This is a genomic window from Raineyella sp. LH-20 (genome assembly GCF_033110965.1).
In the GTDB taxonomy this organism is placed as follows: Bacteria; Actinomycetota; Actinomycetes; order Propionibacteriales; family Propionibacteriaceae; genus Raineyella.
Window position 1 is genome coordinate 825,185 of record NZ_CP137003.1, and the last position, 25,486, is coordinate 850,670.

At 70.3% G+C, this 25,486-nt stretch carries 27 protein-coding genes and 1 pseudogene; 17 read left to right on the plus strand and 11 right to left on the minus strand.

The annotated features are described in order from the left end of the window. Positions 1–34 precede the first annotated feature (34 nt). On the minus strand, positions 35–706 hold the full coding sequence (locus R0146_RS03610) for a hypothetical protein (protein WP_317691494.1): 672 nt from the start codon (positions 704–706) through the stop codon (positions 35–37). 174 nt (positions 707–880) lie between these two features. Here R0146_RS03610 and R0146_RS03615 point away from each other — a divergent pair, with 174 nt between their 5' ends. The 3 genes from R0146_RS03615 to R0146_RS03625 are packed head-to-tail and all read left to right on the plus strand — an operon-like array spanning position 881 to position 4,458. Beyond that, positions 881–1,621: an ATP-binding cassette domain-containing protein gene (locus R0146_RS03615; RefSeq protein ID WP_317691495.1), complete on the plus strand. Its 741-nt coding sequence runs from the start codon at positions 881–883 to the stop codon at positions 1,619–1,621. 6 nt (positions 1,622–1,627) lie between these two features. Further along, positions 1,628–3,817, plus strand: a complete 2,190-nt coding sequence (locus R0146_RS03620; RefSeq protein ID WP_317691496.1) for a YhgE/Pip family protein — start codon at positions 1,628–1,630, stop codon at positions 3,815–3,817. Beyond that, a complete protein-coding gene (locus tag R0146_RS03625; RefSeq protein ID WP_317691497.1) occupies positions 3,817–4,458 on the plus strand; it encodes a TetR/AcrR family transcriptional regulator in 642 nt (213 codons plus the stop codon). Before R0146_RS03620 ends, R0146_RS03625 begins: the two co-directional genes overlap by 1 nt. Positions 4,459–4,494: 36 nt before the next feature. Here the strand turns inward: R0146_RS03625 and R0146_RS03630 are convergent, their stop codons facing one another. From R0146_RS03630 to R0146_RS03645, 4 genes are all read right to left on the minus strand, one after another. Beyond that, positions 4,495–4,737 (minus strand): hypothetical protein, encoded by a 243-nt coding sequence (locus tag R0146_RS03630; RefSeq protein ID WP_317691498.1) that lies wholly within the window; start codon positions 4,735–4,737, stop codon positions 4,495–4,497. Between the two features lie 136 nt (positions 4,738–4,873). Further along, positions 4,874–6,808 carry a DUF2207 domain-containing protein gene (locus tag R0146_RS03635; RefSeq protein WP_317691499.1) on the minus strand — a complete coding sequence of 645 codons (1,935 nt, stop codon included), beginning with the start codon at positions 6,806–6,808 and terminating at the stop codon, positions 4,874–4,876. A gap of 46 nt (positions 6,809–6,854) precedes the next feature. Next, positions 6,855–7,616 (minus strand): precorrin-6A/cobalt-precorrin-6A reductase, encoded by a 762-nt coding sequence (locus R0146_RS03640; protein ID WP_317691500.1) that lies wholly within the window; start codon positions 7,614–7,616, stop codon positions 6,855–6,857. Beyond that, complete coding sequence (locus R0146_RS03645; protein ID WP_317691501.1) at positions 7,613–8,149, minus strand: bifunctional adenosylcobinamide kinase/adenosylcobinamide-phosphate guanylyltransferase; 537 nt, start codon at positions 8,147–8,149, stop codon at positions 7,613–7,615. Before R0146_RS03645 ends, R0146_RS03640 begins: the two co-directional genes overlap by 4 nt. Positions 8,150–8,219: 70 nt before the next feature. On the opposite strand from R0146_RS03645, the gene R0146_RS03650 reads away from it, so the two are divergent. From R0146_RS03650 to R0146_RS03705, 12 genes are all read left to right on the plus strand, one after another. Beyond that, positions 8,220–8,717 (plus strand): low molecular weight protein-tyrosine-phosphatase, encoded by a 498-nt coding sequence (locus R0146_RS03650; RefSeq protein WP_317691502.1) that lies wholly within the window; start codon positions 8,220–8,222, stop codon positions 8,715–8,717. Positions 8,718–8,868: 151 nt separating this feature from the next. Then, a complete protein-coding gene (locus tag R0146_RS03655) occupies positions 8,869–10,185 on the plus strand; it encodes a YibE/F family protein (RefSeq protein ID WP_317691503.1) in 1,317 nt (438 codons plus the stop codon). A gap of 131 nt (positions 10,186–10,316) precedes the next feature. Then, positions 10,317–10,724, plus strand: coding sequence for a VOC family protein (locus R0146_RS03660; protein ID WP_317691504.1), 408 nt, complete (start codon positions 10,317–10,319; stop codon positions 10,722–10,724). A 373-nt stretch (positions 10,725–11,097) separates the two neighbouring features. Then, on the plus strand, positions 11,098–12,102 hold the full coding sequence (locus tag R0146_RS03665; RefSeq protein ID WP_317691505.1) for a substrate-binding domain-containing protein: 1,005 nt from the start codon (positions 11,098–11,100) through the stop codon (positions 12,100–12,102). Positions 12,103–12,335: 233 nt separating this feature from the next. Next, the gene (locus tag R0146_RS03670) at positions 12,336–13,331 is read left to right on the plus strand and encodes an ABC transporter substrate-binding protein (protein ID WP_317691506.1); all 996 of its coding nucleotides are present in this window, start codon (positions 12,336–12,338) and stop codon (positions 13,329–13,331) included. A 14-nt stretch (positions 13,332–13,345) separates the two neighbouring features. Beyond that, positions 13,346–14,206 (plus strand): MBL fold metallo-hydrolase, encoded by an 861-nt coding sequence (locus R0146_RS03675; protein ID WP_317691507.1) that lies wholly within the window; start codon positions 13,346–13,348, stop codon positions 14,204–14,206. A gap of 159 nt (positions 14,207–14,365) precedes the next feature. Continuing rightward, positions 14,366–15,154, plus strand: coding sequence for an ABC transporter permease (locus tag R0146_RS03680; RefSeq protein WP_317691508.1), 789 nt, complete (start codon positions 14,366–14,368; stop codon positions 15,152–15,154). Further along, on the plus strand, positions 15,151–15,945 hold the full coding sequence (locus R0146_RS03685) for an ABC transporter permease (RefSeq protein WP_317691509.1): 795 nt from the start codon (positions 15,151–15,153) through the stop codon (positions 15,943–15,945). The genes R0146_RS03680 and R0146_RS03685 overlap by 4 nt, the downstream gene beginning before the upstream one ends. Before the next feature lie 4 nt (positions 15,946–15,949). Further along, positions 15,950–16,813 carry an ABC transporter ATP-binding protein gene (locus tag R0146_RS03690; protein ID WP_317691510.1) on the plus strand — a complete coding sequence of 288 codons (864 nt, stop codon included), beginning with the start codon at positions 15,950–15,952 and terminating at the stop codon, positions 16,811–16,813. A 3-nt stretch (positions 16,814–16,816) separates the two neighbouring features. After that, positions 16,817–17,608 carry an IclR family transcriptional regulator gene (locus tag R0146_RS03695; RefSeq protein ID WP_317691511.1) on the plus strand — a complete coding sequence of 264 codons (792 nt, stop codon included), beginning with the start codon at positions 16,817–16,819 and terminating at the stop codon, positions 17,606–17,608. A gap of 113 nt (positions 17,609–17,721) precedes the next feature. Continuing rightward, positions 17,722–18,126, plus strand: a complete 405-nt coding sequence (locus R0146_RS03700; protein ID WP_317691512.1) for a RidA family protein — start codon at positions 17,722–17,724, stop codon at positions 18,124–18,126. Positions 18,127–18,188: 62 nt separating this feature from the next. Further along, complete coding sequence (locus R0146_RS03705) at positions 18,189–18,731, plus strand: 3-hydroxyanthranilate 3,4-dioxygenase (protein ID WP_317691513.1); 543 nt, start codon at positions 18,189–18,191, stop codon at positions 18,729–18,731. Between the two features lie 25 nt (positions 18,732–18,756). On the opposite strand, the gene R0146_RS03710 is transcribed toward R0146_RS03705, so the two are convergent. From R0146_RS03710 to R0146_RS03735, 6 genes and pseudogenes are all read right to left on the minus strand, one after another. Next, entirely contained in the window at positions 18,757–19,521 is a 765-nt protein-coding gene (locus tag R0146_RS03710) for a TSUP family transporter (protein WP_317691514.1), read from the minus strand. A gap of 92 nt (positions 19,522–19,613) precedes the next feature. After that, positions 19,614–20,597: a PfkB family carbohydrate kinase gene (locus R0146_RS03715; protein WP_317691515.1), complete on the minus strand. Its 984-nt coding sequence runs from the start codon at positions 20,595–20,597 to the stop codon at positions 19,614–19,616. A 1-nt stretch (position 20,598) separates the two neighbouring features. After that, the gene (locus tag R0146_RS03720; protein ID WP_317691516.1) at positions 20,599–22,089 is read right to left on the minus strand and encodes a purine-cytosine permease family protein; all 1,491 of its coding nucleotides are present in this window, start codon (positions 22,087–22,089) and stop codon (positions 20,599–20,601) included. Positions 22,090–22,093: 4 nt separating this feature from the next. Beyond that, on the minus strand, positions 22,094–23,161 hold the full coding sequence (locus R0146_RS03725) for an ADP-ribosylglycohydrolase family protein (RefSeq protein WP_317691517.1): 1,068 nt from the start codon (positions 23,159–23,161) through the stop codon (positions 22,094–22,096). 1 nt (position 23,162) lies between these two features. Next, positions 23,163–23,873 carry a GntR family transcriptional regulator gene (locus R0146_RS03730; RefSeq protein ID WP_317691518.1) on the minus strand — a complete coding sequence of 237 codons (711 nt, stop codon included), beginning with the start codon at positions 23,871–23,873 and terminating at the stop codon, positions 23,163–23,165. A gap of 425 nt (positions 23,874–24,298) precedes the next feature. Further along, positions 24,299–24,490: pseudogene (locus R0146_RS03735) on the minus strand (hypothetical protein); the annotation flags it as partial. A gap of 85 nt (positions 24,491–24,575) precedes the next feature. Here R0146_RS03735 and R0146_RS03740 point away from each other — a divergent pair. Then, positions 24,576–24,998, plus strand: a complete 423-nt coding sequence (locus R0146_RS03740; protein ID WP_317691520.1) for a helix-turn-helix transcriptional regulator — start codon at positions 24,576–24,578, stop codon at positions 24,996–24,998. A 63-nt stretch (positions 24,999–25,061) separates the two neighbouring features. Further along, a complete protein-coding gene (locus tag R0146_RS03745) occupies positions 25,062–25,469 on the plus strand; it encodes a VOC family protein (RefSeq protein ID WP_317691521.1) in 408 nt (135 codons plus the stop codon). Positions 25,470–25,486 lie beyond the last annotated feature (17 nt).

Genomic DNA, 25,486 nt, shown 5'->3' on the forward strand with positions numbered 1-25,486 from the left:
CCGTCGATCGGGGCCGCGGAAGTGGTCGGACCGATCAGCCGACCAGGCCGCGCCAGAGCAGCAACACCGCGCCGGCCAGGCTCGCCGCGAACGACCCGACCCGCATCCACCACGACACCCGGCGCAACGTACGTTCGCTCAACCGCCGGTTCGCCGGCACCCGCTCGGCGGCGACCACCGGCCCCCAGGCAGGCGCCAGCACCAGCACGGTCACCACCGCGAGCAGCCCGATCCGGACCGCCACCGGGATCGGGCTCGCGCCGATCCGCTCGGCCATCGCCAGATAGAGCGGGACAGTGGTCAGGTTGGTGACCATGCTCAGCGCTCCCCACCCGACCAGGCTGCGCGGCAGGTGGGGCTCGGTAGCCACCGGCGCCGGATGCCCGGCCCGCTGCCGGGCGCGGTCCATCAACAGACCCCGCAACAGGGCCGCCGCGACGACGAGCATCAGCAGACCGAGGGCTGCCTCGACCCGTTGCGAGTCGAGTTCCCGGGTGGCCGCCTCCTCCAGGGCCGCACCCAGCAGTCCCATCCCGAGGGCGCCGAGTACCACCAGGACGAGGGCGTTGCCCGCCACGAAGCGCCACCGGTCGGCCGGACCGCGGCTGGCGGCCACGGTCGAGGAATTGAGGAACATCACGGGGCTGATCATCGCCAGCACGGTGAGCGGCAGGAGCCACAGCAGGAGGCCGCCGGTGCTGGTCATGCGCCAAGCGTACGTGGCGGCGGCCTGGGCGGACCGGGCGGCGACTTCGGTGCGGGACGCGTCACCGGCGTACGCCCGACGCTCGGGCCCGCGGGCGGCAGGCCGAGGGGCGGCGGGTCGCCGGTGCGGACTGACGATTTGTTTTTGAACTGACTGGTCAGTATAAAGATAAGGGTGACCTCAGAACAGCCCGTGATCCGGGCCCGCGACCTGCTGCTCGAATCGACCCGTGGCGTCGTCTACGGCCCGGTCGACCTCGATGTCACCGCGGGACAGCTGCTCGGACTGGTCAGTCCGGAAGGCGGCGGGCGGACCAGTCTGCTGCTCACCCTGGCGGGGCGGATGCGCTTCGGTTCCGGGTCCCTGGAAGTGTTCGGCCATCCGCTGCCGCGCGGAACCGGGATGGTGCAGCGGCACAGCGCGCTGGCGAACTTCGCCGACATCGACGAACTCGACGACGGCCTCACCCCGCGGGAGATCCTCACCGAGCGGGCCGGGCTGCTCACCCCACTGTGGCGGCGGGTGCCGCGCTGGCAGGATCCGGCGATCCTCGCGTCCCTGCAGCAGGTCTTCGGCGAGCGGCCGATCCCCGATCCCGACTGCCACGTCTGGGAGCTCACTGCCCTCGACACGACGCTGCTGCAGATCGCGATCGCCCTGCTGGGTTCCCCCCGCCTGCTCGTCGTCGACGACATCGACGCCCTGCACGATCCGGCCGACCAGCTCGCCGTGTGGCGCACCCTGCAGCGACTGACCGACGGACCCGACGGGACGGAGGAGACGGACGGGGGCGTACGCCTCACCGTGATCGCCTCAGCCGCCGCCCCCGACCTGGTGCCGCCCGAGGTCGCCTGGGTCGATCCCGCCGGTCGTCCCGCCCACGCACTCGTCCCCGCCTCGATCCAGGAGGACTGACAAGCCATGCTCCGCTACTTCCGCATCGGCACCGAACTGCGCCGCTTCTCCCGCAGCCGGATGCAACGGCTCGCGATCGTTGCCGCCTGCCTCATCCCGCTGCTCTACGGCGCGCTCTACCTGTGGGCCTTCTGGAACCCGACCGGCCACCTCGACCGGGTCCCGGTGGCGATCGTGAACGAGGATGCCGGGGCCACCGCCGACGGCACCACCGTCCACGCCGGCACGGACCTGACCGACCAACTGCTCGACAAGGGCACCCTGAAATGGCAGCGCACCGACGCCCGGACCGCGCACGAGGGCCTGGTCAGCGGGCAGTACTACGCCACACTGACGATCCCCGCCGACTTCTCCCGGGCGGTCACCACCGCCGGCACCGACGCACCGGTGCCGGCGCCGCTCCAGGTGCAGTACAACGACGCCAACGGCTACACCACCCGCACCATCCTGTCCACGGTGATGAACGAGGTGCGCACCGCCGCCTCCGACTCCATCGGTGCGCAGATGGTCGACAAGCTGCTGATCGGCACCTCCGACATCCGCGGCGGCCTGGTGACAGCTGCCGACGGAGCCACCCAGCTCACCGACGGCGCCGACCAGGCCCACACCGGTGCCGCCACCCTCGACGACGGCCTGGCCCAGCTCGACACCGGCGCCGGGCAGCTGGTCCCCGGCGCCGACGCGGCAGCCTCCGGCGCCCACCAGCTCGCGACCGGAACCGGCCAGCTGGCCGACGGCTCCAGCCAGGTCGCCGCCGGGGCGAATCAGCTCTCCGCCGGTGCCGACACCCTCGCCACCGGCGCCGACGCCGCTCACCAAGGCGCGCAGCAGCTCGCCACCGGCCTGGACACCCTCACCGCGCAGACCAAGGACCTGCCCGCCGCGACGAAGAAGCTGGCCGACGGCTCCGCCCAGGTCGCCGCCGGCGACAAGCAGATCGCCGACACCGCAGGCCTCGCCGCCGGACAGATCGCCACCGCCACCACCGATCTGCGCGCCGCCCTCGGCACCCTGCCTGCCGACGATCCGCAGGTCCAGAAGGCGTACGCCGCCCTGAACCGGATCGACGCGAAGACGGCCACCCTCAACACCCAGGTACAGCAGCTGTCCGACGGGGCCCAGCAGGTCGCCGCCGGCAACGCCCAGCTGGCCGCCTCGGCCCCCGCCCTGGCCGACGGCATCGCCGCGGCGGACCAAGGCGCCGGCACCCTGGCGACCGGCACCGGGCAGGTCGCCGACGGGGCACGTACGCTCAGCACCGGCGCCACCTCGGTCGCCCAGGGCGCCGGACAGGTGCATGACGGCGCCGTCCAGGCCCACGACGGGGCGACCACCCTGGCGGACGGCCTCGACACCCTCGCCACCGGCGCCCACTCGTTGGCCGACGGCCTGCGCAGTGCGCACCACGGCTCGACCACCCTCGCCTCCGGACTGGCCGACCTCGCCGGCGGCGCCCACCGCCTCGGCGACGGGCTGACGAGCGCCGTCGACCAGATCCCGTCGATGGACCACGACACCCAGCAGGCCAATGCCGACACGATCAGCGCCCCGGTCTCCCTGGACTCGGCCTGGGTGCACCAGGCGGAGGCCAACGGTGAGGGCTTCGCCCCGTACTTCATGGGCCTGGCCCTCTACGTCGGGGTGCTGATCACCTGGATGCTGCTGCGCCCGATCTCCGACCGGTCGCTCGCCGCCCCGGTGCCGGCGCTGCGGGTCGTGCTGGCCAGCTGGCTGCCGGGTGCCGTCGTCGCCGTCGTCCAGGTCGCCCTGCTGCTCGGCGTGCTGGTGTTCGCCCTCGGCCTGCGCCTGAGCCACCCGCTCGCAGCGATCGGCTTCACCCTGCTGGTCGGGCTCACCTTCCTCACCCTGCAACAGACGATCAACGTGCTGCTCGGACCGGCCGTCGGCCGGGTCGTGGTGCTGGTGCTGCTGATGCTGCAGCTCACCTCGGCCGGCGGCACCTACCCCGCCCTCACCAGCCCGCCGTTCTTCCAGGCCATCCATCCGTGGCTGCCGATGACGCATGTCGTGGACGGGCTGCGCGAGGCGATCACCGGAGACCTCGGGCTGCAGTTCCACACCGCAGTGGCCTACCTTGTTGTGGTGATCGCCCTGAGCCTCGCGGCGAGCACGTGGTCGGCCGTACGGCGCCGCGTGTGGACGGTCCAGCGACTTCACCCGGAGGTGACGATCTGATGTCCACGACAGGCCCCGGCAAGGGTGCCAGGGCCGACGGGCGGACGGCCCGGCGTGTCGCGACCCGGGAACGGGTGATCGCGGCAGGGCTCGAACTGTTCGCCGAGCGCGGCTACAGCGCCACCTCGGTGGACGACATCGCCGAACGTGCCCGGGTCAGCAAGGGCACGGTGTTCTACAACTTCGGCTCCAAGCCCGTCCTGGGCTCGGTGGTCGTCCGCGAATCCGCCGACCGGATCGCGGCGGTCGCCGAGGCCGCCAGGGCACCGTACGAGGGCTGGGAGGCGTTGAGTGCGATCGTGCTGGCACTGCTGCGCGCCTTCGACACCGATCCGGCGACCTGCCAGGTGCTGCTCACCGAGCTGTTCCGCAACGAGCGGCCCTGGCACACCGACTTGCCGGCCGCCCGCGCCGCGTTGATCGCGCCGGTGGTGGCGGTGATCCGCGGGGTGCACGAGCAGCGCTACGCCGCGGGGCGTACGCAGACCCGGCCCGACCCCGAGCACTTCGAGATGATCGCCATGGCGATCCTCGGGGCGCTGGTGTTCTCCGCCCTGGACCGGGCGACGTTCCACCCGCAGCGCAGCATCGAGGACGTGCAGAACGCCCTGATGGTGACGATCAGCGGTCTGGGCGTGTAACAGAGGTGGCCCGGAGACCTTCCGCCCGGCGCAGGATCAGTTGAGTTCCAGGCCGGTCAGCGCCTCCGGGTCGAGCCGGCCGTTCGGCGGGACGAGGTCGCGCAGCGCCGCGGCGGTGTCGGAACGGATCGGCAGGTCACGGCGCCGGGCGAACATCAGATAGGTCTGGATGAGCACCAGCGGATCCCCGCTCGCGCGGGCCGCCGCGACGTCGCCCTCCGGGACGGCGCCGCGCAGATCCCGCTCGAGCAGTTGGGCGGCCTCGCGGTAGATCGACATGGCCACATCGTAGGTCCGACGGGCCGGCCAGGGGGTGGCTTCGAGCATCTCGAGCGGACCTTGCTGTCCTCGGAAACGTCATAGGCCTGCCCTATGGAAGCCCGGAGGACTCACCCGGACGGCTCACCCGGACGGCTCACCAGCCGCCGCCACCGCCCCCGCCGACGCCGCCGCCCACCGAGCCGCCGCTCATCCCGGACATCCCGCCGGCGCCCGCCGAGGCCGACCAGGCGCCGGCGCTGGACGCAGCGTCCATGAAGGACCCCGGAGCCCCGAAGAACGCGTTGTCGGCGGCGAAGACCGAGGCGCCGGTCCAGGTGTGATACCACAGCGGCTCGGCCACCGGGCGCCCGGCGGCGACCATCTCGCGGAACACGCCGACCCAGTGGGACTCGGCACCGAAGGCGATCGCCCACGGCAGGTAACGGGAGAAGATGTCGTGGTCCTCCTCGACCCGGATCTGGTCGGCCTCGGCGGTCATCAGGTACTCCTTGAACCCCTCCGCCTGGGCGAGCACCGCGCTGCCGTCGGCCGTACGGGCCGAGACGGAGAAGCCGAGGACGAAGACGCCGATCCCCAGGACCGCCGGCCCGGCACCGACCCACCCCCAGCCGATCGTGGCGCCCAGCGCGATGCCGAGGGCGATGCCGGCGAGGAGGAGCAGCAGACCGACCAGCATCCACCCGGCGCGCTGCAGGTCGGGACGGACCCGGTACCAGCCGCGACCGGTCATCTCCCGGTTCAGCGCGGACTGTTCCTTCTGCATGATCGCGGCGATCCGGGTGCCGAGATCGTGGCGCAGTTCGGGAGCATCCTGCTTGGCGAACAACTCATCCTGCAGGGTCGCCAGGTGGGGCGGGAGATCCACGGCGTCCGCACGGAGCCGGACCAGCCGCCAGTCGGTGAACTTGTCTTTGCTCTGCGCGAACGCCTTCGCCAATGCCCCGGCGTCCTCGTCCACCTCCGGCGGGATCTCCTCGATCCGCAGCTGCCCACGGACAGCGAGGTCGACGATCCCGGCCACCACGTCGTTGCGACCGGCCCGGCCATCGATCAGCGTGCCGATCTGCCCGGGACTGGCATCGTCGGGCGGGGTGAAACGTACGGTCACCGGCTCCGGCCGCCGCGGACCGACCGAGCTCTCCTGACCGGGCGCCGGGCGCAGCCCAGGGGTGAGACCGACATAGGCCTGATCCCGACCGCGCCGCCGGAAAGTCAGGGCAGCGACCAGTCCGCCGAGCAGCAGGGTGCCGGCGCCGACGCCGAGCGGCCCGGGGGCGAGGGTCATCGTGTTGGCCGCGGTGAACCGCTTCGCGTAGAGCGGGGCAGCATCGACGAACGTGCCGATCGGCCACTGCGCCACCACGGTCAACCCATCGCCCGGGGCGAGGTGGTCCTGGGTGAAGACCGCCCGCTCCCCGCTGGAGGTGGACCCGCCGCAGCTGCCGGAGCCGCCGCGTGACCCCGCATAGCAGGCGGTGCCGGTGACGGCGACCGGACCCTGGAGGGTGACGCTCACCCGATCCATCGGGCTCTCCCAGCCGGTGCCGATGACGTTCCAGTAGATCTCGTCGCCGTTGCCGCCCGTCGCGTCGGGATTCACCACGCCGGCGACGTCGTACGTCAGGACGTAGCGCTGGGTGCCGCGGACCGTACGGTCGGGATCACCCACCCGGATCTTCAACAGGCCGGAGTCCTGCTCGGTCTCCACCTGGGCCGGCGCGCCGGTGGGGCTGGTGGCGCGGATGTTGCCGTACCTCAACACCCGCCAGTGGTCGGGGTCGCCGGCGACCGCCTGACGGGTGACCAGAGTGACGTACGGGCCGTGGTTGCCGGAGCCGAAGAACTCCATGTCGAAGTCCTGGGTGACGTGCATCGTCCCCTGCTCCCGCTCGGCGACCGCGGTGACGTCCATCCGGCGGATCGAGGGGGTGTCCGCGGCCCGAGCGGGTGCCGACGCGGCGGGGACGAGTGCTGGAGTCAAGAAAGCGAGGGCCAGAGCCGCGAGGGCGAGCAAGCCGACCCGCAAGGAGGACAGGAAGCGGTGCGAGGACCGCGACGACCGTGCCATGGGTCCACGGTACGGGGTGGCCGGGCCGCCCGCTGGGGGCAGGTGCTCAGAAGTCCTGGGGCCGCCACCGCCGGGCCACCCAGCCGTACGCGGCGCCGACCGTCTGCACCACCCGCAGCCCGTCGGGCAGGGCGGGGCGGCGGATCATCACGACGAAGATGCCCAGCCGCTCGGCGACCCGCAGCTTGGCCTCGTCCAGCGGCCCGCCGGTGTCCTGGGTCACCATCACGTCGATCCGCCGACTGGAGAGCAGCGCCAGTTCCTCGGCGTACGTGTGCGGGCGGCCGCCGGAGCGGATCACCTCCCAGCCGGACGGCACCGGCCAGGTCGGCGGCTGGACGACCCGGGCCAGCACGTAGCGGTCGTCCCAGTCGGCGAAGCCCCGCAGCGAGTCGCGCCCCAGGCTGAGGAACGGGCGGGTGCCGCCGAGCCGCTCGACCGTACGCTTCGCCGCCTCCTCGTCCGCCACCCAGCGCCAGGCGATCGGCCACCGCTGGGCCTCCCAGGCCGGCGGCAGCAGCCGCACCAGCGGTACCCCGACCACCCCGGCGGCGACCGCCGCATCGCGGCTGACATCGGCGGCGAACGGATGGCTCGCGTCGACGATGCCGTGGACACCACGTTCCCGCAGGAACGTCACCAGCCCGTCGGCACCGCCGAAGCCACCGGCGACCAGCTCGATCGGCGGGGCCGGGAGACGCGGACGATCCTCCCCGAACAGCGCGTAGACCACCGGGATCCCGGCCTCCTCCAGCCGCATCGCCAGGTCCCGGGCGGGGCTCGTGCCGCCGAGGACGAGGAAGGTCACGGCAGCTCCAGGGGCCGGCCGGCGACCATCAGCACCACCCGGTCGCTGACCGCGGCGAGGGCCTGGTTGGTGCGGCCGAGCAGGTCGGCGAACACCCGCCCGGACGGATAGGACGGCACGACGCCCCAGCCGACCTCGTTGGTGACCGCGACGAGCCGCTGGTCGCTGCCCGCCCAGGCGTCGACGAGGTCGTCCAGCCGCGTCCAGAAGTCGTCGACCCACTCCTCGCGCGGCACGTCCCAGGTGCCCATGTCGTCGATCGTCCTCGTCACCCAGGTGCCCAGGCAGTCGACCAGCACCGGCGTGCGGGCAGCACGGACCGCAGCGGCGACGTCGGCGGTCTCGACGGTGGTCCAGCCGTCGGGGCGACGGGCCTGGTGGGCGGCGATTCGGGCGGCCCAGTCGGGATCGGCGACCGGATCGGGCACCGGGCCGGGGGCGACGTACGTCACCGCCGGTTCGCCGGACAGTAGGCTCTCGGCGTACGTGGACTTCCCTGACCGGACACCCCCGGTGACGACAGTGCGCGGCACGGGGCCAGTCTAGAGCGGGCCGCCGGCGGTGGATCAGGGCGGGCCGCCAGAGGCGAAGGAGGAGGGATCGATGGAGCTGAACGTCGTGTTCCTGTGCCTGGGCAACATCTGCCGCTCACCGATGGGCGAGCGGGTCGCCCGGGCGTACGTCGAGGACAGCCCGTGGGCCGCCCGGGTCCGGGTGACCAGTGCCGGGGCGAGCGGCGAGGAAGCGGGCAATCCGATGGACCCGCGCGCCCTGGCGGTGCTGGACAGGCACGGCTACGACGCGCGCACCCCGCACGTCGCCCACCGGATCACCGACGCCGAGGCGCGGCGGGCCGACCTGGTGGTCGCCGCCGAGCGCCGCCATCTCGACGCCCTCACCCGGCGGGGCATCGACCTGTCGGGCGGGCGCGGGGTGCTGGTGACCTCGTACGTCCCCGATGCCCGGCCGGGCAGCCCGCTGCCGGACCCGTGGTACGGGCCGGCCGCCGGGTTCGAGGAGACCCTGGCGGTGCTCGAGGCGGCGATGGCTGGGTTCCTGGCCGATCTGGACCGGCGGCTGCGGGGGGCGTCGCCGGCCTGATTGCGGCCCGTTGAGCCCCCGCCGGGGGCCCGACCGGGCCCCGCGTCCGTGGCGGGTCATGCCCGGCCGTCAGGTACGAGGAGCCGCTCGCGGCGGTGGCGGGGTAGCGTGGTGTCGTCCTGCCCGCACCACGAGGGAGACCGGCACCATCGTGTCCCACTCACATTCCCACACCGCCACCGCGCCGAGCACACCCGAGGGTGCCCTCCGGAACCGCCGCGCCTCCCAGATCCTGATCGTCATCCTGGTACCCCTGGCGATCTGGACCCTGGTCGGCCTGGTGCTGCTGTGGCCGACCAACCTCGCCGCGCACATCCAGAAGGACGTCGCGCAGTTCTCCGTCCCGGGGATGACCATGCCCAAGGGCGAGGTCCAGGCGGTGAACGAGATCAGTTGCGCCGGGCTGGAGGGCGCGACGTCGGCGACCACCCAGGTCTGCGCCGCACTCACCGTCAAGCTGCTCGACGGTGAGGACGCCGGAAAGGAGGTCCAGGTGAACGCCACGGCGGCGATCTACCAGTCGGGCATCCATCCGGGGCAACGCGTGGTGATCTACCGGGTGCCGACCCTCGACGGGCAGGCGAACTACCAGCTCGCCGACTTCGCCCGGGCCGCACCGGTGGTCTTCTTCGCGGTGCTGTTCCTGCTGGTGACGGTCGCAGTGGCCCGCCGACGGGGCCTGATGTCGGTGCTCGGCCTGGCCTGGGCCGCGTTCATCATGGTCGCGTTCATCTTCCCGGCCCTGATCGCCGGCTCGAACGCCATCGTGGTCACCCTGGTCGGCGCCTCGGCGATCATGTTCGTCGCGCTCTACCTCACCCACGGGTTCAACACCCGGACCACGACAGCACTGTTGGGCACTCTTTTCGGGCTCGGCCTCAGCGCGTTGCTCTCGTACGTGGTGTTGAACTGGGCCCACCTCACCGGGGTGGCGACCGAGGAGGACTACACCCTGGGGTCCGCCGCCCCGGACATGAAACTCACCGCGGTGGTGCTCGCCGGCATGATCATCGCCGCCCTCGGTGGCCTCAACGACGTGACGATCACCCAGGCGTCCGCGGTCTGGGAGCTCGCCGACGACCCCGACAAATCGGCCGGACAGATCTACCGTCAGGCGATGCGGATCGGGCGCGACCACGTCGCATCGACCGTCTACACCATCGTGTTCGCCACGGTCGGCACCAGCATGTCGGTGCTGCTCCTGTTGGCGATGTACGACCGGCCGCTCTACTCCACGATCATGACCGAACAGTTCGCCGTGGAGATCCTGCGGACGCTGGTCGGCGCGATCGGCCTGACCCTGGCGATGCCGCTGACCACCGGGATCGGTGCCCTGCTGGTCAGCCGGCGGGCGAGCGCCGGCGACGAGATCGACGCCGAGCGGGTCGAGGCTCCCCGCACCAGCGACGAACTGGTCGACGTCGACGACTACCATCCGCGGCCGGAGGGCTCGCTGTCCGCCGACTGACGGCCGTTCATCGACGAGTCGTGTGTCGTACGCAACCACGGCGCCCCGGGGTCTTCCCCCGGGGCGCCTCGCGTTCCTAGGCTGGGTGACAAGCGTCACGCCCGACGCACCCCACCAGGAGGAGCACGACCATGTCACTGCCCTGCCCCTACATCGCCTTCCCCGGCCAGGCCCGTGAGGCCATGGAGTTCTACCAGTCCGTCTTCGGCGGCGAACTCACCTTCTCGACGTACGGCGAGTTCGGATTCGAAGGCGGACCCGCCGACGGCATCATGCACAGCACCCTCAAGGGTGACGACTTCGAACTGATGGCCTCTGACACCCCGCCCGGCATGCCGCATCAGGAGGGCAGCCAGATCTCACTCAGCCTGGCCGGCGACAAGGCCGACGAGGAGAAGCTCCGCGGCTGGTTCGACAAGCTCGCCGAGGGCGGCTCGATCAGCATGGCCCTCGAGAAGCAGGTCTGGGGCGACCTCTACGGCGACGTCACGGACCGCTACGGCCTGCGGTGGATGGTCGACATCGGCCAGGAGGGCTGACCACAACTGGTCCGGATCCACGCCGGATCCACGCCGAGCCCGTTCGGATCCACGCCGACGGGTCCGGCCCGCGCGCCGACCGCCACTGCTTCCCGTACGCCCCGCCGTCCCCCCCTCGTGGTGGGCCGGCGGGGCGTACGCGTCGCTGCATCCCCGGCCAGCCTGTGGACAACTTGAATTACATCCACGTAGTTCCCCACAGGAGTTATCCACAATTGTGGAGAATCACACGCGTGTGAGACGCCGCTTCGGCACCCCTGATCAGGCCGTGCACGGCGTTCGCGGTCGCGGGTCCCGCCCAGTGAGTCACCTTCTGGACACTGGGTGTCCCCGTCACCATGATGGCGGGAACATTTGACAGAAAGGCCTGACTGTGCATCGGAAGCCCCTTACACTTGCCTGCGGCGACTACGACCGGACTCGGGCCCTGCTCGAGGGCACGGTGGTGCCGGACGGCATCGACCTCACCTACCTGCGGCTGCCGGTCGAGGAGACCTTCTTCCGGATGGTGCGCCACCGGGAGTTCGATGTCGCGGAGATGTCCCTGTCGTCGTACTGCGCCTCCCTGGGCAAGGCCGAGACCGCGGGCGTGCCGTCGCCGTTCGTCGCGATCCCGGTGTTCACCTCACGGATGTTCCGGCACGGCGGCGGCATCTACGTGAACGCCGACAGCGGGATCGAGCAACCGTCGGATCTGATCGGCAAGAAGGTCGGGAACGCGGAGTTCCAGCTGACCGCGAACGTCTGGATCCGCGGCATCCTGGAGGACGCCTACGGGGTGCCGGTCGATGCGGTGAGCTACGTCACCGGCGGCCAGGAGACCCCCGGCCGGATCGAGAAGGGGGCGATCCAGACCCCGTACGACCTGTCGGTCATCCCGGGGGATCGGACCCTGTCGGACATGCTGCACACCGGCGAGATCGACGCCTTCTACGGGCCCCGGATCCCGAGTTCGTTCTACGCCGGCGACGGCAAGGTGCGGCGCCTGTTCCCCGATCCGGTCGCGACCGAGCGGGAATACTTCGCGCGGACCGGGATCTTCCCGATCATGCACGTGGTTGCGATTCGGCGGGACGTGTACGAGGCGAACCGGTGGGTGGCGATGTCCTTGTTCAAGGCGTTCTCCGAGGCCAAGAAGCTGGCCCAGGAGGCGTTCGTGGACGCGTCGGCGCTGCGCTACATGAGTCCGTGGCTGATTCAGCACGCCGAGGAGGATCGAGCGCTGCTGGGCGACGATTTCTGGTCGTACGGGCTGGACGCCAACCGAAATGTGTTCGAGCCCTTCCTGGGCTATCACCACGCCCAGGGCCTGAGTCCTCGCCTGCTGAGCGCCGATGAGCTGTTCGCCCCGGAGACCCTGGAGAGTTTCGTCATCTGACCGTAACACGGGTCCCTCTGGATGAGCCGGTCGTCGGCACCGACCATGGTGAATCCCGATCAAGCTCACACTGAGGTCTCATCCAATGGGACCAGGGCTGGTCGAGGTCCGAACGGCCACGTTCAATGGACCACACATGAATCCTCGGGCGAATGCCGCACCATCCGCTGGAACCCACTCCTGGATCGGCGTGATCAGAGCATTTCTCCACCAACCCAGAAAGAGAGGCAGTCATGTCGTTGAGAATGAAGTTCAAGGGAGGAATCGCATTCCTCGCCGCCTCTGTGCTGACTCTTTCGCTGGCCGCCTGCACGGGCGGGCAGAAGGCGGAGTCCACGGCAGACGGGCTCACCAAGGTGAAGATCGGCCTTATTCCGATCTCCGCCGTGGCACCGGTGTACGTGGGAATCGAGCAGGGCTTCTTCAAGGAGGAGAAGATCGACCTCGAGCCCAAGATGGCCGCCTCGGGGTCGGCGATCACCGCATCGATCGCGAGCGGGGAGCAGCAGTTCGGCTTCTCCGCGAACGTGTCGATCTTCCAGGCGAACGAGAAGGGCCTGGACATGCGCATCGTGGCCCAGGGATCGCAGGCCGGACCGGGGGAGTCCTCCAAGTTCGAGGCGATCGTGGTCCGCCAGGACAGCCCGCTGAAGTCGCTGAAGGACCTCGAGGGCAAGACCGTCTCGGTCAACGCACTGAAGACCGTGGGCCCCACGCTGATCGATGCCGCGATGCGCAAGGAGGGCGGAGACCCGACCAAGGTGAACATGACCGAGGTCGGCTTCGGCGACGCGAACGCCGCCGTCAAGGCGGGTCGCGTCGACGCCGCGTACCAGACCGAGCCCTTCATCACCGCTGGCGCCAAGGACGGCCTGCGCGTCCTGGACTACCACTACCAGGATCTCGCCCCGTCGATCTGGATCGCCGGCTACTTCACCAGCGGCAAGTACGCCTCGCAGAACCCGGAGGTGGTCTCCCGCTTCCAGGCGGCGATGAACAAGTCGCTGACGTACGCCAGCGAGCACCCCGAGGCCGCCCGCAAGGCGATCACCACCTACACCGAGATCGATCCCGCGCTGGTCGACACGATGGTCCTGCCCGGCTGGGACACCAACCTGGACCCGGCCTCCCCGGCCAGCCAGGTGATGATCGACGCGACCGTCGCCGACGGGCTGATCAAGCAGGCTCCGGACCCGGCGAAGACCTGGATCCAGCCGGCCGCGAAGTGACGGGTGGAGAGACGATGACAGCACCGCTCACGGGGGGATCACTGCACGCGGTCGCCGGTGCGGCGAGCTACGTGGAGAGCGTTCCCGAGTACGCCTCGAACACAGGCGTGATCATCGGGGACGAGGCGATCCTGGTGGTCGACAGTCGCCTCACCCCCGACCTCGGACGCAACCTGCGTTCGGTGGTGGCACCGAAGGACGGCCCGGAGCGCCGGGTCGTGCTGGTCAACACCCACATGCACGGAGACCACTGGTTCGGGAACGTGGCCTTCAAGGACGCGCCGATCATCTCCAGCCAGTGGACCCAGCAGCACCTGCACGACAACTGGACCGAGCAGGTGAAGATCTTCACCGGGAATCGGCCCCATCAGGCCGACGAGTTCGCCACGGTCGAGCCGGTGCTGCCCAACCTGGGGATCAGTTCCGCGGTCACGGTCGGCCTGGGCCAGGCCCAGGCGACCGTGCTCCCACTGAGCCACGCCCACACCCCCGGTGACGTGATCGTGCTGGCCGAGCGCGGCACCGTGGCGTACGCCGGGGACGTGATCACCAACCGGCACTGGCCGGTGCTGTGGGATGCGAACCTGCCGGGCTGGATGGGTGTGCTCGACCAGCTCGCCGGGATGGGCCTGGACGTCATCGTGCCCGGCCATGGACCGGTCGGCGAGGCCACCGTGATCGGGCAGATGCAGCGGGCGCTCGGATTCCTCTGCCACCTGGCCCTGCTGCCCGCCGACCGCTGGGAGGATGCCGCCGATCGCTCGGAGTTCCGCGACTGGCTGCATCGCAAGCGCTTCCAGCCCGGGGTCGAGACGATCACGGGGCAACTCGACCCCGATCAGATCGCCCAGTACGCGGCCCTGGCGACCGCCTGACCGGGCCCGTTCCGTCGCGATGAACGTACGACGGATGTCGGTGCGGAGCGGCGCAGAAGAATCGTTGAGAAGGAGAAATCTGGTGGAACCAAGAATTCCCACCGATCTCATGACCTGGTCGTCGATGTCGCCGACCGTCGGCTGGAGGTGGATGTCGTGATGCGACGTGTGGGACCAAGGGGATCGAGCCTCGTCCTGGGACTCGCCGGCGTGCTGACCCTGCTGCTGGTGCTGGAGGTGGTGCCCCGGCTCGGGATCGTCGATCGGGCGTACCTCCCGCCGGCCTCCGAGATGCTGGTGGCCCTGTCCGAGAGGGTGCAGACCGGAGAGTTCTGGGTCGCCCTGGGACAGACCCTCACCACCTGGGTCACCGGCCTGGCCATCTCGATGGTGGCCGGCCTCGTCCTCGGCGTACTGATCGGCACCGTGCCGATCCTGCGGGAGATCACCGCCTCCACCATCGAGTTCCTCCGGCCGGTGCCCTCGGTGGCCCTGATCCCGGTCGCGGTCCTGGTGCTGGGCACCGGGATGGGGTCGACCCTGCTGCTGGTCGTCTACGCCGCCTTCTGGCAGGTGCTCCTGCAGGTGCTGGCCGGTGTCCAGGACGTGGATCCGGTCGCCTCCGACACGGCACGCTCGTACCGCTTCGGCACGGTCACCCGGCTCCGCACGCTGGTCTGGCCGACGACGCTGCCGTACGTGATGACGGGTCTGCGCCTGTCGGCGTCGGTGGCGCTGATCCTGACCGTCACGGGTGAACTGCTGATCGGGACACCCGGGATCGGCACCCTGGTCGCGGTGGCGCAGTCCTCGGGCGCGATCGCCTCGATGTACGCGCTGGTCATCGTGACCGGTCTGCTCGGCGTACTGGTGAACCTGCTGGCGCGGGCACTGGAATCCCGAGCCCTGTTCTGGCATCCGTCCGTCCGTGGAGAGGTGGCAGCATGAACCCCACCGTGCGGCGGATCCTGTTCGCGGTCGCCCTGCCCATCGTCCTGTTGGCCGCTTGGTGGATCCTCTCCGACTCCAGCACCTCGGTCTACAACCCGCCGCTCCGGTCGATCCTGACCGCGCTGGGCACGACCTGGTTCACCGGAGCAAACGGCCGGAGCCTGATCATCAAGGACGTGCTGCCCTCCCTGGGGCGCCTCCTGTTCGGCTACCTCGTCGCGCTCGTCGTGGGCGTGGCCCTCGGCATCGCGATCGGCCTGTCCCGCCGCCTGCGCGCCTACACCGAGCCCGTGTTGGAGTTCTTCCGGGCCATCCCGCCGCCGGTGATGGTCCCGGTGCTGATGCTCTTCCTCGGGCTCGGAACGCCCATGCGCATCTTCGTGATCGCGACCGGCTGCCTGTGGCCGATCCTGCTCAACACGATCGAGGGCGTACGCGGCATCGATCCCGTGCTCCGCGACACCGCGCGGGCATACCGGCTCGGCCGGATCGCGACCCTGCGCTCCCTGATCCTGCGGGGGGCCAGCCCGCAGATCGTCACCGGGGGCCGTCAGGCACTGTCCATCGGCATCATCCTGATGGTCGTCTCCGAGATGTTCTCCGCGCGCGACGGCCTGGGCTTCACCATCATCCAGTTCCAGCGGACCTTTTCGATCCCCGAGATGTGGTCAGGCGTGATCATCCTCGGCGTCATCGGAGTGGCCCTGTCCCTCGTCTTCCGGGCCGTCGCGGACGCGGCCCTCGGCTGGTACCGCGGATACCAGCGCTCTCAGCATGGAGGTGCCTGAACACATGACCACCAATGTGGCTTACGCCGTCCCGGACAACGGGGGCGCAACCCTCGAGGTGCGCCGACTCACCAAGGTCTACACCGGACGAGGCGAACCCGTCGAGGCCATCCGCCGGATCGACCTCAGTGTCGCCGCCGGGGAGTTGATCTGCGTGGTCGGGCCCTCCGGGGCCGGCAAGACCACGCTGCTGCGGTGCATGTCCGGCCTGATGGCACCGACCTCCGGCGAGGTGGTGCTGGGCGGAACGCCGATCAGCGGCCCGCCGAAGGGCATGGCCGTGGTGCTGCAGGAATACGGCCGATCGCTGTTCCCGTGGCTGACGGTGGCCCAGAACGTGGAGCTCCCGCTGAAGGAGAAGGGCGTGCCGAAGGCGGAGCGGAAGCGGCTGGTCAGCCAGGCGCTGGAGGCCGTGGCGCTCGCGGACGTCCCCGACTCCTATCCCTGGCAGCTCTCCGGCGGGATGCAGCAGCGCGTGGCGATCGCCCGCGCCGCCGCGTACGAGCCGAAGGTGCTGCTGATGGACGAGCCCTTCGCGGCCGTCGACGCGCAGACCCGGTTCGAGCTGGAAGACCTGGTCCGGTCGCTGTGGAAGCGGCTCGGCGTCACCGTCGTGTTCGTCACCCACGACATCGACGAGGCGATCTACCTCGGCGAGCGCGTGGTCGTCCTGTCGGGCCGACCCACCGTCGTGCTGGAGGACGTCCGGGTCGACCTGGGCATCGACCGGGATCAGTTGGAGACCCGCGGCCACCCCGAATTCGCCCGCCTGCGTACGCACGTGTACGAGCTCATCCAGGCGGCCAAGCATGGGGCCCGAACACTGGAAGAGGCCCATCTGACCCACGGGGTCGCACGACAGGAGTAGGTGATGACGACCGCGAACACCGACCGTGCCGGAGCCACCCCGGGCGGCGCGAGCCGCTCGGGCGTCCTGGAGCGCAGCTTCGCCATTCTCAACGCGTTCAGGCCCAGCGACGAGTGCGTGCAGCCCTCGGAGCTGGCCCGCCGGGCCGGACTGTCCAAGGCGACCGGACACCGGATCGTGCAGGAGATGGTCATCCTCGGCATCCTGGAAAAGGGTGACCACGGGGTCCGGATCGGCCTGCGCATGTTCGAGATCGGTCAGCTGGTGGCCCTGCACTCCCCGCTGCGGGTGGCGGCGCTGCCCTTCCTGTCCGACCTGGCGGCCACCACCGGGGGCGCGGTCCATCTCTCGGTGCTGGAGGGCGCCGATGTGGTGTACCTCGAGATCGTCAACCCGATCAAGGGGTTGTCGTCGCGGACCGGCGGCCGACTGCCCGCCCAGGCGACCGCGGCGGGCTGGGCGATCCTGGCCTTCTCGCCGGACACGGTGATCGAGACGATCGCGACACAGGTGCCCGCACGCCGTCCGTCCCCCGGACGGATGCCGACCGCGGCGGAGATCGCCAAGGTGCGATCGCAGCGCTACGCCCAGGATCCCGAGGCGGACCGCGAGGCCGTCGAAGCGGTCGCGGTCCCCGTCCTCGACCCCGAGGGCTACGCGGTGGCGGCCCTGTCCCTGCTGCACCCCTCGGGCACCCGAGACCTGTCCCGTTTCGTCCCCGCCCTCCAGGTGGCCGCGAAGGGGTTGAGCCGCGCCCTGCACCACCTCGCCATGCGCCGTCTCGAGAGCTCTTAGGCGAAGCGCGGAGATATCCCCCCGCGAGTCTCATTCAATGGGGCGCAGCCTTGTCCTGCCTCCGACAAAAAGATTCGATAGTGATACACGATCACGGAAAGGTGACGTCAGAAATGATTGAACGCGTCAACACCAACGCAGCCCCTCTGGTCGGCTTCTCCACCGGTACGGCGGCTCCCCTCTCGCAGGCGATTGTGGTCGGCGACCTGATCTACTGCTCGGGCACCGGACCGCTCGACCCGGCGACCCGGACGGTGGTTTCCGACGATTTCGTCGAACAGGTGGGCCAGACCCTGTCCAACATGCTGCGTACGGTCGAGGCCGCCGGCGGCAACATCAACAGCATCGTCAAGTGCAACGTCTTCCTCAGCGATGTCCACAACTTCCAGGACTTCAACGCGGCCTACCGTGCGTTCTTCGCCGAGGCCGACGACTTCCCGGCTCGGACGACCGTGGGCGCCGTCCTGCACCGGGACCGGGTCCAGGTCGAGATCGACTGCGTGGCCACCAAGGCATGAGCCGACCCGGCAACAGGGCCTGAAGCAGATATCAACCATCACCCGATGAGAGGGTCGAGGAAATGAGCAAGGTAATCCAGTCGTCGAATCTGCCCATCATTGACCTGGAGTCAGTGGTGGAGGACATGATCGCCACCGGTCGGCAGGTGTCGGTGCTGTGGCAGTATCCGGGCTCGCTCGCGTTCGTCGCGAAGGGGCGCGACTACCGCAGCGAGTTCCATATCAATGCCAGCGAAGAAGTCACCTACATGATTCGGGGGACGATGAACCTGCACCATCGCACCCCGGAGGGGGTGGAGAGCATCGCGGTCATCCCGGCCGGATCCTCGAACTGGATGCCGTCGAACACCGAGCATTCCCCGCGGTTCCCGTCGGACGCCTTCGCACTCATCCTGGAGCGGAGCCGGCTGGAGGGCGAGATCGATCGCTTCCGCTGGTACTGCCCGGAGTGTGACGAGTTCCTGCACGAGGAGGAGTACGTCGTGGAGGACTACACCCTGGACCCCGTGTCCAAGGCATACGCACGGTTCTTCGACTCGGTCGAGGCCCGGACGTGCACACACTGCGGTCACGTCATGCCTCGCCCCGAGGAGCAGGTCGGCTGATCGGCCGCACCGCACCCGTGGTCCGTCAGCGCCACCACAGCCACGCCGCCAGGAAAAACCCGCCGGCCGCGACGACCGCGCGCAGCACCTGCTCGGGGATCAGGCGTTGGATCACCGGGCCGAAATTTCCGCCGACCACGCAGCCCAGTCCCAGCGCGATCGCCGCGGCCCAGTTCACCGGCCCGAAGCCGATGAAGATCACCGAGGCGATGAGGTTGCTCACCCCCAGCAACAGGCTCTTGATCACCATCGCCCGGGTGAACATCTCGGAGCTGGCGATCAGGGTCAGCGCCAGGTACATCACGCCTGCGCCGGCGCCGAAGTAGCCGCCGTAGCAGCACACCAGGAACAGCCCGAGCCAGTAGACGACGGGGTTGGGCTCGCCGGCCCGCAGCCGGCTGATCCGCGGGCTGAGCAGCAACAGCACCGAGGCGAGCACGATCAGCCACGGCACCACGGCAGTGAAGCTCGACTCTCCGGCGACCAGCAGCAGCGCCGCTCCGAGACCGCCGCCGACCGCGGCCACCACCAGCTGTGCCGTCAGGGTCCGGCGAGAGCCGCCGGTCACCGTACGTAGCGCTCTGGCGGTGGAGCCGACCCCCACGCCGACCAGTCCCAGCGTGTTGGACACGTTCGCCGCCACCGGTGACAGGCCCGCCGCCAGCAGCACCGGATAGCTGACCAGCGAGGCCAACCCGGTCAGATAGCCGACGATGCCGGTGCCGACCCCGGCGAGTGCGATCAGCGCCAGCACGCCCAGCGGCATCCCGAGGATCTCGAAACCACCCATCCACCCCTCCTGACCGCGCCGACGGGTGCGGCGCCACCCCGGACGTCAGGCTCGTCCCGATGCCCAGGGTGGAGCCTAGACCCCGGTCGGCCTCACCCGACGGCGGTGCCGTGGACGGCCCGGTCGATCTCGGCCGAGGTGGGGCTGGTCGCCGGACCCTCGCGGGTCACCGCCAGGGCCGCGGCCACACCGGCACGGGTGGCGGCGTCGACCAGTCCGGCGCCGTCGGCGAGCTGCGCACACAGCACGCCACAGTGGGCGTCACCGGCGCCGTTGGTGTCGACGGCCTGCACGGCCAGCGCCGGGACGTCGACGACGACCGGGGCACCATCGCCGGCCCGCTGCGCCACGATGGCGCCCTGCGCGCCGCGGCGGAGGATGACGTGGCACCCCAGTCCCGTGGCGAGGTCGCCGGCCAGCGCCATCGGATCGGTGTCGTACGTCGCGGTCGAGCCGACGTGGAGCCGGTCGGCAAGGATCCGCGCCTCCCGTTCGTTGGTGCTCCACACCGTGGTGCGGGCGATCACCGTACGCAACGCCTCGTCGTCGATCTCCCCGATCACCGGTGACGGGTCGACGACGACGGTCGTCGCGGCGGGGAGCCGGGGCAGCCAGTGGATCAGCGCGGCCCGGTTGTCGGCGTGCACCAGCGAGTAGCCCGAGACGTACACGACGTCCTGCTCGGTGACCGCTGCCGCCTGGTAGTCGCCGATCCCGGCGTGGCCCTCGGCACCGACGGTGGAGACGAACGTACGTTCCGCCGAGTCGTCGACCAGGGCGACGCAGAAGCCGGTGTCGTGGTCGGTCGCGGCCGGGGAGAGGACCTCGACCCCCTCCCGGCGCATCGCGGCCCGGACGAGGTCGCCGAACGGGCCGGTGCCGTGGCCGCCGGCGTAGACCACATCGCCCCCGTCGCGCGCCGCGGCGACCATCACGTTGATGCCGCCGCCGGCGGCGAGCTGATGACTGCGGGCGAAGGTGTCGCCGCCGGGCTCGGGGATCGCGTCGATCCGCATCACCAGGTCGACGATCGCCTGACCGGTGTGGATGACGCGCCCGTGGCTGTCGGTGCCCATGTCAGGCCCGATCCGCATGCGTGCGGGCACCGCCGAGGAGGGCGAAGATGCCGGCGCCGACGAGTCCGGAGACGAGCCAGGCCATGCCGTTGTTGCCGACCCAGGTGTCGTAGAGCGGCCCGGTGTACCAGGCGGCGTCGCCGGGCTGGATCTTCATGAACAGTGCCGCGACCACGATCGCCACCAGCCAGGCGCCGAAGGCGTTCCAGCGGATGCCGCCGCGATACCAGTACGGGCCGGCGTGGGTGAGGTCCAGCAGACCGTCGGGGTCGTACGAGTGGCGGACGGCCATGTCGACGAGGAACACGCCCACCCAGGCGGAGATCGGGACGGCGAGCAGCGAGATGAAGGTGATGAACGGCCCATAGAACCCGTCGGCGATCAGCAGGAAGCACAGCGATCCGGTGGTGGTGACGACGACGTCGACGATCACGGCGTAGACGCGCTTCACCCGCACGCCCAGGGTGATCGTGGTGAGGCCGGCCGAGTAGACCGAGAGGTGGTTGGACAGCAGCAGGCCGACGAACGAGACGAGCAGGTAGACCACGGCGACCCACGACGGCAGCGTCGCCCGGATGGCGTCCATCGGGTTGGGCGAGGCGACGACGGTGGAGTCGGAGGCGCCGATCATCGAGCCGAGCGAGATCATGATCACCAGCGGGATCCCGGCGCCGGCGGCTGCGGAGAGGACGAGCGAGCGGCCCTTCACCAGCGGGGACTGGTAGCGCGCCATGTCCGCCCCGGAGTTGGCCCAGCCGATGCCGGTGCCGGCGGCGATCGTGCCGACGGCGGTGATCACGACGGCGAGGTTCGCCGACGGGGCGTGCAGCACGACCGACCAGTTGATCCGGGTCAGCAGGAACGCCAGGATGAACAGGTTGATCGCCCCGAAGATCCAGGTGGACCACTTCTGGACGACCAGGATGGTGGCGTGGCCCATGCCGGACACGGCGACGGTGCAGGCGACGAACAGCAGGACGCCGATCACGGTGAGGACCGGCGCCTGCTTGGCGGCACCCGACGTCCCGGCGATCAGCGAACACATCGTGACGAAGGCGAGCGCCGCGGTCGAGGTGTTGACCGTCTCCCAGCCGAGCCGGGAGAGCAGGGCGACGGCGGTCGGGCCGATGTTGCCGCGGACGCCGAAGACGGCCCGCGACAGGGTCAGGCTCGGGGCACCGCCACGCTGGCCGGCGATGGAGATCAGGCCGACGATCGCGAACGAGCCGAAAGAGCCGAGGACCGCGACGATGACGGCCTGCCAGATCGACATGCCGACGGACACCAGCGAGACGCCGAGTGGCAGGCCGAGGATCGAGATGTTGGCGGCGAACCACACCCAGAAGAGCTGCATGGGGTTGCCGTGGCGTTCGTTCACCGGGACGGGTTCGATGCCGCGCTGCTCCACGGCGCGGAGCGCGACGCCCTGACCGGCGTCGGTGTCGAGGACGGCAGGCTCGGTGGAGCGGGTAGGAGATGGGGCGGGTGACATGTTCTTACCTCTGCGTTGAGGGGGTGGTGCGTGTAGTGGTGGTGCGTGTAGTGGTGGTGCCTGTGATGGCAGCGGCGCGCAGCGCCAGGAGGCGCTCCGCGAGGTCTTCGGTGGCGAGCGCGTTCCGCGACTCGACGAGGGAGGCGACGTCGTGCGGGAAGGCCGCGGCGCCGTGGGCGGCCCCGAGGATCGCACCCGCGATGGCGGCGATCGTGTCGGTGTCCCCGCCGAGCGAGGCGGCACAGCACAGGCCGTCGTACGGTCGGTCGCGGTAGCGGTCGACGATGAGCAGCGCGCTGACGACGGATTCCTGGGACTGGACCGACGTCCCGACCACGTCGTACAGGTACTGCGGGAACTCGTCCTCGCCGAGCCGGCGGGCCGCCGGCCGCAGGGCGAGGAACCGGCGCGGGATCGACGCGCCGGCGACCCAGTAGCCACACCGCTCACCCTCGCCCGCCAAGGCGACGGCAGCGGACAGGGCGTGGTCGAGGTCCTGTCTGTCGAGGCAGGCGCTCACCGCGGCCGCGACCGCGGCGGCGGCGGACATGCCGAGGCCGGTGTTGTGGGTGACCCGGCTGACCTCGACCACCGACTCGAGCAGACCAGGACCGAGCGGGGAGGCGACGCCGACCGGCGCCACGCGCATCGCGGCACCGTTGGTGGTGCCGTAGCGGCCGGACTCCTCCGGGGAGGTGCCGGACTGCAGCGCGGTGAGCGCGGCCTTGGTGGACGGGCCGAGCAGGTCGTGCGATCCCCGTACGATCATGTCCTGTTCCCAGGCGATCAGCGCAGCGGCGAACGCGCCCGCGTCGACATGGCCGTGTCCGGCGATCAGGAGTTCGGCGACGATGACGGCCTGTTCGGTGTCGTCGGTGACGGCGCCCGCATCCATGCCGGGGGCGATCGGCTGGTCGTCCGAGGCGCCGATCGGCGCGGTGATGCGCCCGTAGCGCTCGGCGATCTGCGGGCGGCTGAAGGATTGGGTGGGCATGCCGAGGGCGTCACCGATGGCCAGGCCGAGGAGCGCACCGCGGGCGCGGTCGAGGAGAACGGAGTCGTGGGATGCCATCTCAGTCTCCGAAATCGAGGACGAGGGAGAACCGGGTCGGGTCCAGCAGCGAGACGACGTGCTCGACGAACGCCCCCTCCGCGTCGAAGGACGTACGGACCGACCGCAGGTAGCCGGACCCTTCGGGCTGGCCCAATAGTTCCGCCTCCCACGCCTCGAGTCGATGGACGTCGACGCGCTGACGACCGGCCGAGGCGACCAGGCCGGCGGCCTTGAGGCTGGCCCACAGTGAGCCGTCGCGCAGGCCCTGGGTCGGCAGGTCGACCAGCGGACCGACCGCCGGCACCGAAGAACACTCGAGCGAGATCGGCCGCTCGGCCCCGTCCTCGTCACGGACGGCGCGGACACGCCGGACGGCGATGGCGTCGGTGACGGCCACCTCCGCGGGGAGCCCAGGGATCTCGTCGAGGGTGATCCGGGTGATGTCCAGCACCCGGGTGACGATGTCGAGGCCGGTCTCGGCCAGTGCCTGGGCCCAACCACGGGTGCGATCCAGCCGATGGCCCTCGAAGGTGACGAAGGACCCAAGGCCGGACCGGGTGGTGATCAGCTTGCGTTGTTGCAGCTCGGACAGCGCCTGGCGGATGGTGCCCCGCGACACGGCGAACTCCTCGGCGAGCTTGTGTTCGCCGGACAGCTTCTCCCCGGGGGTGAATTCCCCGTTCCGGATGCGCGCCGCGATCGACTCCACGACGAGTCGACGCTTGGACAAGGCCTCACTGTTAGACATGTATATACAGGTACACCCACCTGTTCACTCTGAGCAAGGGGTCGTCGCCGAGATCACAGCACCGGCGCGGGGGCCGGCCCGACGTCCGGGCACCCCCATCGCCGGGCGTCGACGGTCCTGGTCCGCGTCAGGTCGCCGGGGCCGGCAACGCGCTTGTCGACAGCGCTGAACCCCGACGATTCTCACGATCCCCGACGTTCCGAGGGATCCCCGACCGTGCACGACCGTATTCGGTCGGGGTTGTCGCGGAGGATCGGGGTCGCTGAGAATCGTCGGGGTCGCTGAGAATCGTCGGGGTCGGTGAAGTCCTCGGGGTCGTGAAGTCCCGGAGACAGTGACCGCCGACCTGGTCGGTCACCGTCCCCAGGTCAGTCCTCTGGGTGTGATGGGCGGGCGGTGCGCGTACGTCACCAGGCGATGCCGGCCACCACCGCACGGTGGTCACTGCCGGTGGCCGGGAGCACCGACGCGTTCTTCGGCTGCACACCGCGGATCAGGATCTGGTCGATCCGCAGCACCGGGAACCTGGCCGGCCAGGTGAATCCGAGGCCCTTGCCGGCGGTGTCCTGGACCGACTGCAGCTGTGAGGTGAGCGCCGCGCCGAGCGACTGGACGCCGATGCCCCTGTCCCTGTCCCTGCCCCGGCCCCTGCCCCGGCCCCGGCGGCATGGCACGATCGGCCCTGTGACCAACCGCCCCGACGACCCGCGGCTCCGCGATCTCGCCCTGCTGCGCCAGGTGCGTGACCGGATCGACCGGGAGTACGACCGGCCGCTCGACGTCGAGGCGCTCGCCCGCGGGGTGTACATGTCGGCCGGACACCTGAGCCGGCAGTTCCGGGCGGCGTACGGCGAGTCCCCGTACGGCTACCTGATGACGCGGCGGATCGAGCGGGCGATGGCGCTGCTGCAGCGCGGCGACCTCAGCGTCACCGAGGTGTGTTTCGCGGTGGGCTATTCGTCGCTGGGCACCTTCAGCACCCGCTTCTCCGAGCTGGTCGGGATGTCCCCCAGCGCCTACCGGCAGACCGCTTCGGAGTGGGCCGGGCTGCCGGCATGCGTGGTGAAGCAGGTGGCCCGGCCGATCCGCACCACCGATCAGGAATGACGAAGCATCACCGATCAGGAATGAAGAAGCACCACCGGCTGCCCCGGACCTAGCGTTGAAGACATGGACATCACCATTCATTCCACGTTCCTCCCGCAGACCGATCCGGAGGCCTCGCTGGCGTTCTGGCGCGACACGCTCGGCTTCGAGGTGCGCCTCGACGTCGGCTCCGGCGCGATGCGCTGGCTCACCATCGGCCCGGCCGGCCAGGCCGACACCAACCTCGTGCTGACCCCGCCGGCGGTCGACCCGACGCTGACCGACGACGAGAAGCGCACCATCTCCGAGCTGATGGCCAAGGGGTCGTACGCCATGGTCCTGCTCACCACCGACGATCTCGAGGGCACCTTCGCGACGGTGGAGGCCAGCGGCGCCGAGATCGTCCAGGAGCCCACCGACCAGCCGTGGGGCGTGCGCGACTTCGCCGTCCGCGACCCCGCCGGCACGCTGGTCCGCATCAACCAGCGCTGACCCGACGTTCCCGCGGG

What these genes read in the sequence shown, in the direction of transcription:
- R0146_RS03610 (WP_317691494.1), bottom strand. Translation starts at nt 706, where the DNA reads ATGACCAGCACCGGCGGCCTCCTGCTGTGGCTCCTGCCGCTCACCGTG.
- R0146_RS03620 (WP_317691496.1), top strand. Translation starts at nt 1,628, where the DNA reads ATGCTCCGCTACTTCCGCATCGGCACCGAACTGCGCCGCTTCTCCCGC.
- R0146_RS03625 (WP_317691497.1), top strand. Translation starts at nt 3,817, where the DNA reads ATGTCCACGACAGGCCCCGGCAAGGGTGCCAGGGCCGACGGGCGGACG.
- R0146_RS03630 (WP_317691498.1), bottom strand. Translation starts at nt 4,737, where the DNA reads ATGTCGATCTACCGCGAGGCCGCCCAACTGCTCGAGCGGGATCTGCGC.
- R0146_RS03635 (WP_317691499.1), bottom strand. Translation starts at nt 6,808, where the DNA reads ATGGCACGGTCGTCGCGGTCCTCGCACCGCTTCCTGTCCTCCTTGCGG.
- R0146_RS03650 (WP_317691502.1), top strand. Translation starts at nt 8,220, where the DNA reads ATGGAGCTGAACGTCGTGTTCCTGTGCCTGGGCAACATCTGCCGCTCA.
- R0146_RS03660 (WP_317691504.1), top strand. Translation starts at nt 10,317, where the DNA reads ATGTCACTGCCCTGCCCCTACATCGCCTTCCCCGGCCAGGCCCGTGAG.
- R0146_RS03670 (WP_317691506.1), top strand. Translation starts at nt 12,336, where the DNA reads ATGTCGTTGAGAATGAAGTTCAAGGGAGGAATCGCATTCCTCGCCGCC.
- R0146_RS03675 (WP_317691507.1), top strand. Translation starts at nt 13,346, where the DNA reads ATGACAGCACCGCTCACGGGGGGATCACTGCACGCGGTCGCCGGTGCG.
- R0146_RS03680 (WP_317691508.1), top strand. Translation starts at nt 14,366, where the DNA reads ATGCGACGTGTGGGACCAAGGGGATCGAGCCTCGTCCTGGGACTCGCC.
- R0146_RS03685 (WP_317691509.1), top strand. Translation starts at nt 15,151, where the DNA reads ATGAACCCCACCGTGCGGCGGATCCTGTTCGCGGTCGCCCTGCCCATC.
- R0146_RS03690 (WP_317691510.1), top strand. Translation starts at nt 15,950, where the DNA reads ATGACCACCAATGTGGCTTACGCCGTCCCGGACAACGGGGGCGCAACC.
- R0146_RS03695 (WP_317691511.1), top strand. Translation starts at nt 16,817, where the DNA reads ATGACGACCGCGAACACCGACCGTGCCGGAGCCACCCCGGGCGGCGCG.
- R0146_RS03700 (WP_317691512.1), top strand. Translation starts at nt 17,722, where the DNA reads ATGATTGAACGCGTCAACACCAACGCAGCCCCTCTGGTCGGCTTCTCC.
- R0146_RS03705 (WP_317691513.1), top strand. Translation starts at nt 18,189, where the DNA reads ATGAGCAAGGTAATCCAGTCGTCGAATCTGCCCATCATTGACCTGGAG.
- R0146_RS03710 (WP_317691514.1), bottom strand. Translation starts at nt 19,521, where the DNA reads ATGGGTGGTTTCGAGATCCTCGGGATGCCGCTGGGCGTGCTGGCGCTG.
- R0146_RS03715 (WP_317691515.1), bottom strand. Translation starts at nt 20,597, where the DNA reads ATGGGCACCGACAGCCACGGGCGCGTCATCCACACCGGTCAGGCGATC.
- R0146_RS03720 (WP_317691516.1), bottom strand. Translation starts at nt 22,089, where the DNA reads ATGTCACCCGCCCCATCTCCTACCCGCTCCACCGAGCCTGCCGTCCTC.
- R0146_RS03725 (WP_317691517.1), bottom strand. Translation starts at nt 23,161, where the DNA reads ATGGCATCCCACGACTCCGTTCTCCTCGACCGCGCCCGCGGTGCGCTC.
- R0146_RS03745 (WP_317691521.1), top strand. Translation starts at nt 25,062, where the DNA reads ATGGACATCACCATTCATTCCACGTTCCTCCCGCAGACCGATCCGGAG.